The following is a 16320-nucleotide window of genomic DNA, read 5'->3' on the forward strand; positions in this document are numbered from 1 at the left end:
CCCGCCGACGCGCTGGCCGCCCTGAGCAAGTCGACCCACTTCGACTGGCGCCTGGCCGTGTATGACATTGCCGGGTCCCGGGCGCACGCCCGGGTCCTGCACCGGGCGGGCCTGCTCGACGACGACGAACTCACCGGCATGCTCGCCGCCCTCGACGCCCTCGACGACGACGTCCGCTCCGGCGCGTACACGCCCGCCGCATCGGACGAGGACGTGCACGGGTCGCTGGAACGTGGCCTGATCGAACGTGCCGGCGTCCAGCTGGGCGGCAAGCTCCGCGCTGGCCGCTCCCGCAATGACCAGGTCGCCACCCTGGGGCGCATGTATCTGCGGGACCACGCCCGGATCGTCGGGGCCGGGGTGCTGGCCACCATTGAGGCGCTGGTACAACAGGCCGAGGACCATCTGAGGGTTCCGATGCCGGGCCGCACGCACCTGCAGCATGCCCAGCCCGTGCTTTTGAGCCATCACCTGCTCGCCCATGCCTGGGCGCTGCTGCGCGATGTGCAGCGGCTACAGGACTGGGACAAACGGGCGGCCGTGTCGCCCTATGGCTCCGGCGCCCTCGCGGGATCCTCGCTGGGGCTGGACCCGCAGGCTGTCGCGGCGGAGCTGGGTTTCGCCTCGGCGACCCACAACTCGATCGACGGGACGGCGGCGCGGGATGTCTACGCCGAGTTCGCGTGGATCGCCTCAATGATCGGGGTGGACCTGTCCCGGATCAGCGAGGAGGTGATCCTGTGGGCCACGAAGGAGTTCTCCTTCGTCACCCTGCATGACTCCTATTCCACCGGGTCATCGATCATGCCGCAGAAGAAGAACCCCGACGTCGCTGAACTGGCGCGGGGCAAAGCGGGCCGCCTGATCGGCAACCTCACGGGGCTGCTCGCCACCCTCAAAGGGCTACCGCTGGCCTACAACCGTGACCTCCAGGAGGACAAGGAACCGGTCTTCGACGCGACCGACACGCTGGAAGTGCTGCTCCCAGCAGTCTCCGGCATGATCGCCACGTTGACGTTCAACACCGAACGGATGGCGTCCCTCGCACCCCAGGGTTTCGCGTTGGCGACCGACGTAGCCGAATGGCTGGTCCGGCAGGGGGTCCCCTTCCGGGAAGCCCACGAACTCTCCGGTGCAGCCGTCCGGCTGGCCGAGGGCCGTGGCGTGGAGCTGTGGGACCTCAGTGACGCGGATTATGCGTCGATTTCGCAGCACCTCACCCCGGGTGTCCGCGAGGTCCTGACGGTCGAGGGTTCCCTGAACAGCCGAGACTCCCAGGGCGGCACGGCCCCGGTGGCGGTGCAGCGCCAGCTGCAGGCCCTCCGGCAGGAGCTGGCAGGCGTTGCCAGCTTCCTGACTGACGTGCGGGGTACGCTCTAGGACAGGATCTAGTGCAGCCGCCCGTTGACCGGGCCAGACGATAAGGACCCACAGTGATTGAGCATCTCATCCGCGAAGTATCAGCCGGGCTCGCCGTTGCCGGTGAGGACCTGAAGACCACAGTGAAGGGGATCGACGACAGTTCGTTCGGCGAACCTACCGCGTTGCCCGGCTGGTCGCGGGCCCACGTGGTCGCGCACGCGGAGGGGATCTCGCGCGCCATGCAGCGGCAGGTCGAGCATGCGATGCAGGGCAACCTGATCGAGCTGTACGACGGCGGGTACGAGGGCCGGGTCCAATCCATCGAGGCCAGGGCCCAGCGCCCGGCCGCCGAGCAGAAGGAAGCACTGGTGGCGGCGGTTGACGCCGCCGTCGGCGCGTTCGAGAACGCCCGCGACCAGTGGGAGGCAAAAGTCTCCTTCCGGAATGGGACTGTCTACGACGCCGCCCTGGCGCTGTGGCGGGAGCTGGTGATCCACGCGTCCGACCTCGATGCCGGCACCACCACCCGGGATTGGAGCGACCGCTTCTGCCATTACCTCATCGATTTCCTTGCAGCCCGCGTCCCACAGGGAACTGTCCTGAAGCTGCAGCCGATGGGCGAGGAAGCGATCACAGTCCAGGCGCCCGGTTCCGACGACACCTCGGAGGCCGCCCACACCGTCGTCGTGACCGGCGCATTGCAGGACATCGCCGCGTGGCTTGCGGGTCGCGAACCCGTCGGTGGTCTGGAAGCCACCGATGCGGCCGAAGACGCCGACACAGTTGACCTGCCGGAGCTGGGACCCTGGCCGGCAGCGGTCTCGCCCCAGTAACACCCTTCCGGAACGGTAGGTGCCTGCTGTAGGTTGGGAGCATCCTGTCCCAGGAGGCAGCATGGAATCCCAACTCACCGGCGAGTTGCAGCGCGAATCGGCGTCCCACCGTGCCGAGCCGCTGGGCCGTGTTGAACGGTTGAGGGACGGGTATGTGCTGGCGTTCGACCGGCAGTTCGATTACCCGCGCTCCTACATCTGGAACCTTCTCACCGAACCGGCACGGCTCGCCCAGTGGCTTGGGAAGCTGACACCCGGCTGGGAACTCGGAAAGGAATATGCGCTGGATATGGGCGGCGACCCGTCCACCGGCACTGTTCTTCAATTCAACCCGCCCACCAGCCTCCAGGTCACCTGGGACGACAACATGGGGCTCGAATCAATCCTGGAATGGCGGGTTCTTGACTGCGCCGGCGGTGCCCTGCTGCAGTTGCGGGTCCGATCGGAAACCGCAGATTTCCTCACCGAGGGTGCTGCCGGCTGGCAACTCATCCTGGACACCCTCGACGCCATCGCTGCCGGCAGGACGCCCGGCCCGGATGCGGACTGGGCTGCGTTACGGGACGCGTACGCCACCAAATACCAGCTCTCCCACACGATGGGTGAACTGGAGATCGCCGACGGGGTCACTATGATCCACTTCGATCGACGCTTCGAAGCGACCCTGCCCAGGGTGAAGGACGCGGTGACCGCGGATCCGTCGCAGCAGCCGCGGGTCGAGCAGGCGGAGGTGGACTTCACGGCCGCCGGCTCTTCCACCATTGTCACCGTCAGACATGTGGTGGAAGACCCCACCGAGACCGCAGCACTGATGGCCCGCTGGCATGCCCATCTTGATGCGGTGGGAGTGGATATCGACGGCGATACCCCTCACATCAGCGTCCGTAAACTGCGAGTGCTTGAGGACTTCTACCGGGCCAACACCGCCGCTGAGTGAGCCGCCTCGCGGGCCAACAGGCTGGTCTTGACCGCCAACCCCCACCGGAAGCCGCCGAGGGAGCCATCGGTGCGGATCACCCGATGACACGGTACAAAGAGCGCCGCAGCGTTCTTGGCGCAGGCGCCGGCTGCCGCGCGCACCGCGCTGGCATTGCCCGCCAGCGAGGCGTACTGCGCGTAGGTGACCGGCCGGCCCGGCTCAACAGTGCGCAACATGTCCCACGCGTGGCTGCGGAACGGTCCCGACACCTGTTGCACTCGCACCGAGTCGATCGCCGTAATGTCGCCGTCGTAGTACGCGTCGACTGCCGCAGCGATGGGCCCAAGCTCGGCGGGAGCCACCTCACGTGGTGGGTCGGTGGGACGGAGTGTCGGATGGATTTGCCCGGTCAGTTCCGCCAGCTCCGAAGTCCAGCCAGACGCGAGCACAACGCCGCCCTGCTCCAGGATGGTGAACGGACCGTCAGGGGTGAGGACTGTGGTTTGCCGGACCACGGTGGGGGCATCGAGGGTCATGGGGTTGCTGCTTTCACTGGTGGGGTTGCGGGGGTTGCGGGGGTGCGGGTCGCAGGGTGGCTGGCAGCCAGGCGCCAGAGGTGCATGGTGGCGTAGGAGCGCCAGGGGCTGAAGCGTTCCATGGACGCCGAGAGCTGCCGCGGGTGGACCGGTCCGGTCTGTCCCGGGAGGGCGGCCCAACCGGTGCGCAGGGCTGCGTCATTGTCCAGCTGGATATCGGGGGCACCGAGCACGCGCAGTGCCACATAGCCGACGGTCCAGGGACCAATGCCCGGAAGTGGGAGGAGTTTGCGTTTCAGGTCGGCGACGCTGTCCTCCACCCCAAGGTGCAGACTCCCCTCGGCGAGGGCTGCGCTGACCCGCAGAATACTTTCACGACGTCGAGCCGGGCCGGTGAGGAGCTCGGCGCCGCCGTCGGCTAGTTGAGCCGGGGTGGGAAAGAGCCGGTGGAGCGTGCTGGCGCCCGGTTGGGGGACCAGCGTCGACGCGGTACCGAGCGCCGCGAGCCGGTGCAGCGTGCCCCGGGCGGCTTTGACAGTGATTTGCTGACCGATGAGCGCGCGGATCAGAATCTCGTGGGGGTCGGTGGCCCCGGGCAGCCGGATCCCGGGAAGGAGGTGCACCCGGTCGGCGAGCAGCGGGTCGGCGCCCAGGACGCCGTCGACGGCTTGCGGGTCGGCGTCGAGATCGAATAGCCGGCGAATCCGGGACAACAGCACCGGCAGGTCGGGCAACTTCTCCACGGTCACTGTCACAGCCAGCGCAGGCACGCCACTGGGCGCCGTGGTCAGGCGTGCGCTGAACCTGCCCTGTCCTCCCGGCAGCTGCAGCAACCGCTCGTACACCCCATCGGTTGCGTGCTCCACGCCGTCGACCGCTCGGAGCCGCAGGAACTCGAAGATGCCGGGGTCGTAGGGGGCGCGGAGGGGGAGGGTCAGCGCCAGGGTTGAACCCGCCAGGGTGGTACCAGCCAGGGGTGAACCAGTCAGGGTTGAACCAGCCGGGGTGGTACCAGCCGGGGTGGTACCAGTCGGGCGGCTGGGGGTGTTGTCGCCGGCGGCTTTCGCACGGCCGCGAAGATCGGAGGGGGTGAGCGCAAACACTTCCTGCACGGTGTCATTGAAGGACCTGATACTGCTGAACCCGGCGGCGAAGGCAATGTCCGAAAACTTCAAGCCGGTAGCCGTGAGCAGTGACCGTGCGGTCTGGGCGCGGGTGGCACGGGCGAGGGCGAGTGGGCCGGCGCCCAACTCCTGATGCAGGATCCGGTTCAACTGGCGGCTTGAATAACCCAGCCGCGCTGCCAGTCCCGTGACGCCGGTCCGGTCCACCTCTCCATCGGAGATCAGCCGCATGGCGCGGGCCGCAGCATCGGAGCGCAGGTTCCAGTCCGGGGTGCCCGGGACCGCCTCTGGGAGACACCGTTTGCAGGCACGGTACCCGGCCTGGTGCGCGGCCGCCGAGGTCTGGTAGAAACGCACATTGGCGGGCTTGGGGGTTCTCGCTGGGCATGACGGCCGGCAGTAAATTCTCGTTGTCGCCACAGCTGTGACGAACTGGCCGTCAAAACGCGCGTCCCGCGAGTCGATTGCCCGATACTGCTGCCAGAAGTCCATCCACCCATCGTTGCAGGTTGAACCGCCCTCAGCTAGCGGAAATCGGACATCAGCGTGGGTGGGGTGGCTGCAGGGTTTGCTACCGTCGTGTGCGTGACTGCGACCCCCGACAGAAACCGCCTGGCCCTGCCCGCCACCCAGGTTGCGCCCCTGCTGCTGGGGAGCACCCTGACCCACGACGACGACACCGGCCGCGTTGCCGTCCGCATCACCGAGGTGGAGGCCTATCTTGGTGCCGACGACCCGGGATCGCACGCGTTCCGCGGACAGACGGCACGGAACGCCACCATGTTCGGTAACCCCGGCCACCTCTATGTCTACTTCACCTACGGTATGCACTACTGCGCCAATGTGGTCTGCGGCGAGGCAGGTCAGGCAACCGGGTTGCTGCTGCGGGCAGGGGAAATCGTCGAAGGGCTCGAGGTTGCCCGGGAACGGCGGAAGTCTCCACGACACGACGTCGACCTGGCCCGCGGACCAGCCCGCCTGGCTCAGGCGCTCGGACTGAACCGGAAACTTGACGGCGCCGACCTGTTTGCGGCGCCCCTCACCCTGACCCTGCCTGCGGCACCGGTGGACCCGGACCTCGTGTCGAGTGGCCCCCGCGTCGGAGTCGCCGGCGTGGGCGGGGGCAGTGAATATCCCTGGCGGTACTGGCTCACCGACGACCCCACCGTGTCGCGGTACCGCGCGGCGAAGCCCCGTATACCCCGTACAGTTAACGGGTGAATAATTCAGTGCCCACAATCTCCGGGACGACAGCTCAGGACTATGTTGAACAACTCTGTCTGACCGTTCAGGACTTTCCCCGGCCGGGAATCAGCTTCCGCGATCTCACCCCGGTGTTTAGCGATGGACCCGCATTCCGTGCCGTCATCGATGACCTGGTCAAACCCTTCACCGGCACCTTCGACCTCGTCGCAGGGATTGAGGCACGCGGATTCCTGCTGGCCGCCGCCGTCGCCTACGCGACCGGCACCGGAGTGCTGGCGGTCCGCAAACCCGGAAAGCTGCCCCGGCCGGTCCTCTCCGAGTCCTACAGCCTCGAGTATGGGGAGGCAAAGCTGGAGATCCATCAGGACGACGTCGCCCCGGGGACGCGGGTGCTGGTGCTCGACGACGTGCTGGCCACCGGGGGCACCCTGGCCGCGGCGACCGCCCTGTTCGAATCGTGCGGAGCCGAGGTTGTCGGTTGCGCGGTGGTCCTGGAACTCACCGGGTTGCAGGGACGGCTGAAAGTCCAGCAGTACCCAGTGCACACGGTGGTGGCCTCATAGGATTCACCGACCATGCCAAAAGTGCCAGCTGCACTGTAGAATTGACGGTCTGCCTTTGGCGAGAGGGAAACGCATAATGCATCACACATCCACGGCCCGTAACGAACTCGACCATGAGCGCGGCTACGTGGCGGGACTCTACCAACGGCTCGATGAACTCCGTGACGAGAAGCGCGGGCAGCTGGCAGAGGTGCGCCGTTCCCTGTCGGCCGGCTCCCACCAGAACCGGTCCGAACGCGACGCTTTCGCCACGATGTACGAGGATCGGCTGGCCCAGCTCAACGCCGTCGACGACCGGCTCGTCTTTGGCCGGCTGGACCTTGACGACGGGGATGAGCGGTACATCGGCAGGATCGGGTTGTCCACCGAGGACCTGCAACAGCTGATGGTCGACTGGCGTGCACCCGAAGCCGGTACCTTCTACCAGGCGACCGCTTTCGAGCGGATGGGCGTTCGTCGTCGTCGTCACCTGATTCTGTCCCGACGGAACGTCCTTGCCATTGAAGATGATGTGCTGGATGCAGCCCTCCTGACCGAAGATGAATCACTCCAGGGTGAGGGTGCGCTGCTCGCCGCCCTCAATTCCAAGCGCACCGGACAAATGTCCGACATCGTCGGAACCATCCAGGCCGAACAGGACCGGGTGATTCGGGCGCCGCTGCAGGGCGTCGTCGTCGTACAGGGTGGCCCGGGAACCGGCAAGACAGCTGTTGCGCTCCACCGCGCCGCCTACCTGCTCTACACGCACCGTGAACGGCTGAAGTCGGCTGGCGTCCTCCTGGTGGGACCCACCAACGCGTTTATGAAATACATTGAGCGGGTGCTCCCGTCGCTGGGTGAAACCGGCGTGGTGATGGCGAGCATCGGCAGCCTGATGCCCGGCATCACTGCCATACAGGAGCCCACCGAGGAAGCAGCAGAGATCAAGGGCCGCCTGGAGATGGTCGAGGTGCTGAAGCGAGCCCTGGCGAACCGCCAACGGGTCCCCGACCAGGACAAGCGTCTCAATGTCGAGGGAACCATCCTGACCCTTTCCCCCCGGCAGGTGCGCAAGGCACGCGACCGCGCCCGGGCCACCGGGAAACCCCATAACGAAGCCCGGGTGACGTTCGTCAAGATCCTCCTGCGCGAGCTGACCGAACAACTCACCGAGCAGCTTGAGGAATCGTCGGGCGCCGGCAATACCGCTGACCGGTCCTACCTGGCAGAAGACGTGCGCAGTTCGCGCGACGTCCGGATCGCGTTGAACCTGGCCTGGATGCCGCTGACCCCAGAGAAATTCGTCGCTGAACTATTGACCAAGCCCGGCATCCTTGCCGCTGCAGCCCCTGGCTTCAGCGACGCGGAGGTGGGCCACCTCACCCGACCAGCAGGTGCACCGTGGACCGAAGCCGACGTGGCGTTGCTGGACGAGGCAGCCGAACTGCTCGGCGACCTCGATCCCTCAGCGGGTCGGGACACAGCGGCCCGGGACCAGGAGCGTCGCCGCGACCTGGCAAACGCCGAACGAACCCTCGAGAATGTCAACGAGTCGCTGGCGGATTCAGGGGTCGATGGTGTGCTCAGCGCTGAAGACCTTGCGGACCACAATGCAGTCACCGAAGCCCGGCTGAGCGCAGCTGAACGCGCCTCAGTCGACCGGACATGGGCGTTTGGCCACATTGTGGTCGACGAGGCCCAGGAACTATCCCCCATGCAGTGGCGGGTGCTGATGCGCCGCTGCCCCCTGAAATCGTTCACCATTGTGGGTGATATTGCCCAGACCAGTTCGGCCGCGGGCTCCAATTCATGGCAGCAGGCGCTTGAACCGTTCGTGGGGGAGCGGTGGCAGCTCGAGGAGCTCACCGTCAACTACCGCACACCGGCGCAGATTGCCGAGGCGGCGGCCCGGATGGCCAATGCCGCGGGCCTGGTGGTCTCGGCACCCAAGGCTGTCCGAGAAGGCCGGTGGGCCCCGATCGTGGACCGGGTTCCTGAACTGATTCCGGCGCTCCTGCAGGCTCTTCCCGAAGAACTCAGTGCGGTGGAGGGCGGGTTGCTTGCCATCATTGCCCCCGAACGACTCCTGGCGGAGGTGCGGTCCGCTCTGACCGGAGTCTACGGTCAGCGGATCGGCTTCGGTGCGGGCAGCATGGGTCAGGACATTGTGGTCACGAGTCCCCGGGAGGCGAAGGGGCTGGAGTTCGACGGCGTCGTGGTGCTGGAACCAGCAGAAATGCTCGACCCACGGTCCATCCGTGTCGGCGACCTGTACGTGTCGATGACGCGACCTACCCAGCGACTGCGCCTGATTGCCACGGGCGAAATACCGGCGGGCATCGAGGACTGATAATTTAGAGTCTGTGTCCCAGCAAATAGAAACCACAGACCACGGCCTCGCCGAACTCCTGAACGCCCAGCGCAACGACCCAGCTTTCGCCAATGTGTGGCAGGAACTGAAGTGGCGTGGACTGATTCATGTGTCCACCGACGAGGAAGCGCTCGAAAAAGCCCTTGCGGGGGACCCGGTGACTTTCTACTGTGGTTTCGACCCGACTGCACCGAGCCTGCACCTCGGACACCTGGTGCAGCTCCTCACCATGCGCCGGCTGCAGCTCGCCGGCCATCGTGCGCTCGGCCTGGTTGGGGGGTCCACCGGTTTGATCGGTGACCCGCGACCCACCTCCGAACGGACACTCAACACTCCTGAAACGGTGGCGGAGTGGGTCGAGAAGCTGCGGGGACAGGTCGAGAAATACCTCGATTTCACCGGGTCCAATCCTGCCCGGATGGTCAACAACCTCGACTGGACGGCACCCCTGAGTGCTATTGATTTCCTGCGTGAAATCGGGAAGCACTACCGGGTGGGCACCATGCTCGCCAAGGACGCCGTCAGTGCGCGGCTGAATTCCGACGCCGGGATCAGCTACACCGAGTTCAGCTACCAGATTCTGCAGGGCCTGGATTTCCTGGAGCTCTACCGCAGCTACGGTTGCACCCTGCAGACGGGCGGCTCAGACCAGTGGGGCAACCTGACCAGCGGCACGGACCTGATCAGGCGTGCCGAGGGGAAGAGCGTCCACGCTATCGGGACGCCGCTGATTACCAACTCGGATGGCACCAAGTTCGGCAAGAGCGAGGGCAACGCCATCTGGATCGATGCCCAGCTGACCAGCCCGTACGCCTTTTACCAGTTCTGGCTCAACACCGCCGACGCTGATGTGGTGGGAAGGCTGAAGGTGTTCACGTTCAAATCCCGTGAGGAAATCGAAGCGTTGGGCCGCGCTGCCGACGAACGGCCGCACTTGCGGGAGGCGCAACGCGCGCTTGCCTTCGAGGTGAACTCGTTGGTGCATGGCGTGGACGCAACAGAGAAGGTCATTGCCGCGTCCGCAGCGCTTTTCGGTCAGGGTGAACTGTCGGAACTCGACGAGACCACCCTGTCGTCGGCAATTGCCGAGTTACCCACTGCCACCGTGTCGACTGCTGGTCTGGGGATTATTGATCTGTTGGTGGCTAGCGGGCTGTCGGCAAGTAACTCAGCCGCACGACGCACCGTCTCGGAAGGGGGTGCCTACGTGAACAACACCAAAGTCCAGGATCCTGACACTGTTGTGGGCCCCGAGTCGCTCCTGCATGGGCGGTACCTGGTCCTTCGCCGGGGCAAACGGACGCTCGCCACTGTGGACGTCGCACCCGCCTAAACCACCTGGTTCAGGCGCGCAGCAGGACGATTTGCGTGCACCCAGATCCACGTGTAATGTTTCATGAGTTGCCGCCACTGAGTGGCAACCACCCCCTTCGAAAATTTACAGGTAGCTCCGGCGTGTGCTTTGCACAGAAGCCAGAATTACCTCAACTTTTCGTCGGCTCATTCGGTTGTTTTTGCCGAAATCCGGAAATAACGCGGATTTGACAAAGAGAATGCGGATGGAATAACTTTAGATAAGTCGCAGCGAGGAAATGTAAATAGAAAGATTATTTACAGATAATACGAATTGCGCCTGTTGTTTGAGAACTCAATAGTGTGCCATGTTTGTTGATACCGATTGTTTTATTGATTGGTTGAATTTGGCTGCATGATGCCACCCCGTGGTGTTGTGTGGTTGTTTTTGGCTGGTTTCGAATTTTGCGCGTGCCTGTTTACTGGTTTTTCCTGGTGGTGGGTGCGTGTCTGTAATGCATTTACGGAGAGTTTGATCCTGGCTCAGGATGAACGCTGGCGGCGTGCTTAACACATGCAAGTCGAACGATGATCCCAGCTTGCTGGGGGATTAGTGGCGAACGGGTGAGTAACACGTGAGTAACCTGCCCTTGACTCTGGGATAAGCCTGGGAAACCGGGTCTAATACTGGATATGACCTTCTGGCGCATGCCATGTTGGTGGAAAGCTTTATTGCGGTTTTGGATGGACTCGCGGCCTATCAGCTTGTTGGTGGGGTAATGGCCTACCAAGGCGACGACGGGTAGCCGGCCTGAGAGGGTGGACGGCCACACTGGGACTGAGACACGGCCCAGACTCCTACGGGAGGCAGCAGTGGGGAATATTGCACAATGGGCGCAAGCCTGATGCAGCGACGCCGCGTGGGGGATGAAGGCCTTCGGGTTGTAAACCTCTTTCAGTAGGGAAGAAGCGAAAGTGACGGTACCTGCAGAAGAAGCGCCGGCTAACTACGTGCCAGCAGCCGCGGTAATACGTAGGGCGCAAGCGTTATCCGGAATTATTGGGCGTAAAGAGCTCGTAGGCGGTTTGTCGCGTCTGCCGTGAAAGTCCGGGGCTTAACTCCGGATCTGCGGTGGGTACGGGCAGACTAGAGTGATGTAGGGGAGACTGGAATTCCTGGTGTAGCGGTGAAATGCGCAGATATCAGGAGGAACACCGATGGCGAAGGCAGGTCTCTGGGCATTAACTGACGCTGAGGAGCGAAAGCATGGGGAGCGAACAGGATTAGATACCCTGGTAGTCCATGCCGTAAACGTTGGGCACTAGGTGTGGGGGACATTCCACGTTTTCCGCGCCGTAGCTAACGCATTAAGTGCCCCGCCTGGGGAGTACGGCCGCAAGGCTAAAACTCAAAGGAATTGACGGGGGCCCGCACAAGCGGCGGAGCATGCGGATTAATTCGATGCAACGCGAAGAACCTTACCAAGGCTTGACATGAACTGGAACAGCGCAGAGATGTGTTGGCCGCTTGCGGCCGGTTTACAGGTGGTGCATGGTTGTCGTCAGCTCGTGTCGTGAGATGTTGGGTTAAGTCCCGCAACGAGCGCAACCCTCGTTCTATGTTGCCAGCGCGTTATGGCGGGGACTCATAGGAGACTGCCGGGGTCAACTCGGAGGAAGGTGGGGACGACGTCAAATCATCATGCCCCTTATGTCTTGGGCTTCACGCATGCTACAATGGCCGGTACAAAGGGTTGCGATACTGTGAGGTGGAGCTAATCCCAAAAAGCCGGTCTCAGTTCGGATTGAGGTCTGCAACTCGACCTCATGAAGTCGGAGTCGCTAGTAATCGCAGATCAGCAACGCTGCGGTGAATACGTTCCCGGGCCTTGTACACACCGCCCGTCAAGTCACGAAAGTTGGTAACACCCGAAGCCGGTGGCCTAACCCCCTTGTGGGGAGGGAGCTGTCGAAGGTGGGACCGGCGATTGGGACTAAGTCGTAACAAGGTAGCCGTACCGGAAGGTGCGGCTGGATCACCTCCTTTCTAAGGAGCACCTCGAATGACGCGCCGATCCTGTGTGGTTGGTGTGGGGTTCGTAGGAGTATGGCCTATTGCGCGGGCGTTTGTTCCGCGGTGGGCTGCTCAAGGGTGGAATATCAATGGATAGGTGCCTGGTGGCGCTGGCTGGTTGCAGAGTACGATCGCCTTTTGGTGGTGTGGAAATGGTTCTGGTTGGTGGTGATTGGGTTATCGTATGGCACACTGTTGGGTCCTGAAATAACAGGGCTCTGATTGTCGTGGACAAGTGTTCTGCTGGTTTGGTGCGTCGTTGTGGCGTGTCGGGTTGGTGGGGTGTTGTTTGTGGGGGTTGGGGTGCTGGGGTTTCTGGTTTTTCCCTGCCATGGCAGCGGGATCCTCGTGTTTGGGGGTTTTGGTTGGTGGTGTGGGGTTGTTGGTTGAGAACTGCATAGTGGACGAGAGCATCTTAAAAATAAGAAGCAATTTCAAAAAATCTTGGTTTCAGACTTTTAGTTTGATGCCATGGTTTTCTCGATATGTTTTTTGATCTTTTGTGGTCAAGTTTTTAAGGGCACACGGTGGATGCCTTGGCATCAAGAGCCGAAGAAGGACGTGGGAATCTGCGATAAGCCTGGGGGAGTCGATAACCGGACTGTGAGCCCAGGATTTCCGAATGGGGAAACCCCGCCTGGCCAGCGATGGACCGGGTGACCCGCATCTGAACACATAGGGTGCGTGGAGGGAACGTGGGGAAGTGAAACATCTCAGTACCCACAGGAAGAGAAAACAATAGTGATTCCGTTAGTAGTGGCGAGCGAACGCGGATGAGGCTAAACCAGTGGTGTGTGATAGCCGGCGGGCGTTGCATCACTGGGGTTGCGGGACTTTCCGTTCTGATTCTGCCGGATCAGTGAAATGAGTGCAGGCGTATAGGTGAACGGTCTTGAAAGGCCGGCCGGAGAGGGTGTAAGTCCCGTAACCGTAATGCGTGCTGCCGTTTGGAGAGTATCCCAAGTAGTACGGGGCCCGAGAAATCCCGTGCGAATCTGCCAGGACCACCTGGTAAGCCTAAATACTCCTTGATGACCGATAGCGGACAAGTACCGTGAGGGAAAGGTGAAAAGTACCCCGGGAGGGGAGTGAAACAGTACCTGAAACCGTGTGCCTACAATCCGTCAGAGCGTTGCCATCCTTTCGGGGGTGGTGGTGTGATGGCGTGCCTTTTGAAGAATGAGCCTGCGAGTTAGTGTTACGTCGCGAGGTTAACCCGTGTGGGGAAGCCGTAGCGAAAGCGAGTCTGAATAGGGCGAGTGAGTGGCGTGATCTAGACCCGAAGCGAAGTGATCTACCCATGGCCAGGTTGAAGCGACGGTAAGACGTCGTGGAGGACCGAACCCACTTCAGTTGAAAATGGAGGGGATGAGCTGTGGGTAGGGGTGAAAGGCCAATCAAACTTCGTGATAGCTGGTTCTCCCCGAAATGCATTTAGGTGCAGCGTTGCGTGTTTCTTACCGGAGGTAGAGCTACTGGATGGCTAATGGGCCCTACAAGGTTACTGACGTCAGCCAAACTCCGAATGCCGGTAAGTGAGAGCGCAGCAGTGAGACTGTGGGGGATAAGCTTCATAGTCGAGAGGGAAACAGCCCAGACCACCAACTAAGGCCCCTAAGCGTGTGCTAAGTGGGAAAGGATGTGGAGTTGCGAAGACAACCAGGAGGTTGGCTTAGAAGCAGCCATCCTTGAAAGAGTGCGTAATAGCTCACTGGTCAAGTGATTCCGCGCCGACAATGTAGCGGGGCTCAAGTACACCGCCGAAGTTGTGGATTTCAGATATTAGCTAAGCCGGAGACTTGTTCTCCTGAGTTCAGGCGTCTGGAGTGGTAGGGGAGCGTCGTGTGGGCGGTGAAGTCGCGGTGTAAACCAGCGGTGGAGCCTACACGAGTGAGAATGCAGGCATGAGTAGCGAAAGACGGGTGAGAAACCCGTCCGCCGAATGATCAAGGGTTCCAGGGTCAAGCTAATCTGCCCTGGGTAAGTCGGGACCTAAGGCGAGGCCGACAGGCGTAGTCGATGGACAACGGGTTGATATTCCCGTACCGGCGAAAAACCGCCCATACTGAGCAGGGGATACTAACCGCCCAATACCTGACCGCCCACCCTTCGGGGTGACGTGGTTTTTGGTGGAGCGCGGGACCTGATCCTGGGAGGTAAGCGTATTAACAGGTGTGACGCAGGAAGGTAGCCGGGCCGGGCGATGGTTGCCCCGGTCTAAGGATGTAGGAGGGACCATAGGCAAATCCGTGGTCCTGGTTTTGATACCGTCTCTGAGACCCGATGGGCCCCGTTATGCGGGGATCCGGTGATCCTATGCTGCCTAGAAAAGCATCGGCGCGAGGTTTTAGCCGCCCGTACCCCAAACCGACACAGGTGATCAGGTAGAGAATACTAAGGCGATCGAGAGAATTATGGTTAAGGAACTCGGCAAAATGCCCCCGTAACTTCGGGAGAAGGGGGGCCTCACCCGTGACCAACACTTGCTGTTGTGAGCGTTGTGGGGCCGCAGAGACCAGGGGGAAGCGACTGTTTACTAAAAACACAGGTCCGTGCGAAGTCGCAAGACGATGTATACGGACTGACTCCTGCCCGGTGCTGGAAGGTTAAGAGGACCGGTTAGTGCCCTTCGGGGTGCGAAGCTGGGAATTTAAGCCCCAGTAAACGGCGGTGGTAACTATAACCATCCTAAGGTAGCGAAATTCCTTGTCGGGTAAGTTCCGACCTGCACGAATGGAGTAACGACTTCCCCGCTGTCTCAACCATAAGCTCGGCGAAATTGCACTACGAGTAAAGATGCTCGTTACGCGCAGCAGGACGGAAAGACCCCGAGACCTTCACTATAGTTTGGTATTGGTGTTCGGTGTGGCTTGTGTAGGATAGGTGGGAGACTGTGAACCCTGGACGCTAGTTCAGGGGGAGTCATCGTTGAAATACCACTCTGGTCATACTGGATATCTAACTTCGGCCCGTAATCCGGGTCAGGGACAGTGCCTGATGGGTAGTTTAACTGGGGCGGTTGCCTCCTAAAAAGTAACGGAGGCGCCCAAAGGTTCCCTCAGCCTGGTTGGCAATCAGGTGTCGAGTGTAAGTGCACAAGGGAGCTTGACTGTGAGAGAGACATCTCAAGCAGGGACGAAAGTCGGGACTAGTGATCCGGCGGTACATTGTGGAATGGCCGTCGCTCAACGGATAAAAGGTACCTCGGGGATAACAGGCTGATCTTGCCCAAGAGTCCATATCGACGGCATGGTTTGGCACCTCGATGTCGGCTCGTCGCATCCTGGGGCTGGAGTAGGTCCCAAGGGTTGGGCTGTTCGCCCATTAAAGCGGTACGCGAGCTGGGTTTAGAACGTCGTGAGACAGTTCGGTCCCTATCCGCTGCGCGCGCAGGAAATTTGAGAAGGGCTGTCCTTAGTACGAGAGGACCGGGACGGACGAACCTCTGGTGTGTCAGTTGTACTGCCAAGTGCACCGCTGATTAGCTACGTTCGGATGGGATAACCGCTGAAAGCATCTAAGCGGGAAGCCTGCTTCGAGATGAGATTTCCATACACATTTGTGTGAGAGGCCCCCAGCCAGACCACTGGGTTGATAGGCCGGACGTGGAAGCAAGGACTAACGACTTGTGAAGCTGACCGGTACTAATAAGCCGATAACTTACACCACACACACCACCCGTGAACGGCATCAAAAGACGTTCACACCAAGGATGGTGTAAAGATATGCTGCTTTCGTCCACTATGCGGTTCCCAACCAACAACAGGAACCAAAAAACACAACACAATACAGGTATATACTGTTCAAGTTGTAACCAAAAAAACTTCCCACCCCACACGGCTCACACAGCCAGTGCAGGGGAACGGGTAAAAGGGTTACGGCGGTCACAGCGTGGGGGAAACGCCCGGTCCCATTCCGAACCCGGAAGCTAAGACCCACAGCGCCGATGGTACTGCACCCGAGAGAGTGTGGGAGAGTAGGACACCGCCGGACAACCATTAGACGAAAGGCCCCACCACCGGTGGGGCCTTTCGCACTTAACCCACCACACCCCAAACAC

The 16320-nt window shown here is 61.7% G+C and carries 9 protein-coding genes and 3 rRNA genes; 10 read left to right on the top strand and 2 right to left on the bottom strand.

Annotation, left to right across the window (positions count from 1 at the left end; all coding sequences use genetic code 11):
- From argH to K728_RS0108645, 3 genes are all read left to right on the top strand, one after another.
- Nucleotides 1-1380, top strand: a 1380-nt coding sequence (argH, locus tag K728_RS18940) for an argininosuccinate lyase (protein WP_443110947.1), incomplete at its 5' end; no start/stop codon positions are given.
- Between the two features lie 53 nt (nucleotides 1381-1433).
- Nucleotides 1434-2195 carry a maleylpyruvate isomerase family mycothiol-dependent enzyme gene (locus K728_RS0108640; protein WP_024476445.1) on the top strand — a complete coding sequence of 254 codons (762 nt, stop codon included), beginning with the start codon at nucleotides 1434-1436 and terminating at the stop codon, nucleotides 2193-2195.
- Between the two features lie 61 nt (nucleotides 2196-2256).
- Nucleotides 2257-3132 (top strand): SRPBCC domain-containing protein, encoded by an 876-nt coding sequence (locus K728_RS0108645; protein WP_024476446.1) that lies wholly within the window; start codon nucleotides 2257-2259, stop codon nucleotides 3130-3132.
- On the opposite strand, the gene K728_RS0108650 is transcribed toward K728_RS0108645, so the two are convergent.
- Together K728_RS0108650 and K728_RS0108655 are read right to left on the bottom strand one after the other, a co-directional pair.
- Nucleotides 3105-3650 (bottom strand): methylated-DNA--[protein]-cysteine S-methyltransferase, encoded by a 546-nt coding sequence (locus tag K728_RS0108650; protein WP_024476447.1) that lies wholly within the window; start codon nucleotides 3648-3650, stop codon nucleotides 3105-3107. The genes K728_RS0108645 and K728_RS0108650 overlap by 28 nt on opposite strands.
- Nucleotides 3647-5266: an AlkA N-terminal domain-containing protein gene (locus K728_RS0108655; RefSeq protein ID WP_024476448.1), complete on the bottom strand. Its 1620-nt coding sequence runs from the start codon at nucleotides 5264-5266 to the stop codon at nucleotides 3647-3649. Before K728_RS0108655 ends, K728_RS0108650 begins: the two co-directional genes overlap by 4 nt.
- A gap of 54 nt (nucleotides 5267-5320) precedes the next feature.
- Here K728_RS0108655 and K728_RS0108660 point away from each other — a divergent pair, with 54 nt between their 5' ends.
- From K728_RS0108660 to rrf, 7 genes are all read left to right on the top strand, one after another.
- Nucleotides 5321-5995: a DNA-3-methyladenine glycosylase gene (locus K728_RS0108660; RefSeq protein WP_156911247.1), complete on the top strand. Its 675-nt coding sequence runs from the start codon at nucleotides 5321-5323 to the stop codon at nucleotides 5993-5995.
- Between the two features lie 8 nt (nucleotides 5996-6003).
- Nucleotides 6004-6543, top strand: coding sequence for an adenine phosphoribosyltransferase (locus K728_RS0108665; RefSeq protein WP_024476450.1), 540 nt, complete (start codon nucleotides 6004-6006; stop codon nucleotides 6541-6543).
- Nucleotides 6544-6619: 76 nt separating this feature from the next.
- Nucleotides 6620-8872: a HelD family protein gene (locus K728_RS0108670; RefSeq protein WP_024476451.1), complete on the top strand. Its 2253-nt coding sequence runs from the start codon at nucleotides 6620-6622 to the stop codon at nucleotides 8870-8872.
- 13 nt (nucleotides 8873-8885) lie between these two features.
- Nucleotides 8886-10226: a tyrosine--tRNA ligase gene (tyrS, locus tag K728_RS0108675; protein ID WP_019483385.1), complete on the top strand. Its 1341-nt coding sequence runs from the start codon at nucleotides 8886-8888 to the stop codon at nucleotides 10224-10226.
- Between the two features lie 480 nt (nucleotides 10227-10706).
- A 16S ribosomal RNA gene (locus K728_RS0108680) occupies nucleotides 10707-12233 on the top strand.
- A 531-nt stretch (nucleotides 12234-12764) separates the two neighbouring features.
- Nucleotides 12765-15929, top strand: a 23S ribosomal RNA gene (locus tag K728_RS0108685).
- A gap of 207 nt (nucleotides 15930-16136) precedes the next feature.
- A 5S ribosomal RNA gene (gene rrf / locus K728_RS0108690) occupies nucleotides 16137-16253 on the top strand.
- Together the 16S, 23S and 5S rRNA genes form the textbook arrangement of a ribosomal RNA operon.
- Nucleotides 16254-16320: the final 67 nt, after the last annotated feature.

It is taken from the genome of Arthrobacter sp. CAL618 (assembly GCF_000468215.1).
Classification (GTDB): Bacteria; Actinomycetota; Actinomycetes; order Actinomycetales; family Micrococcaceae; genus Arthrobacter_D.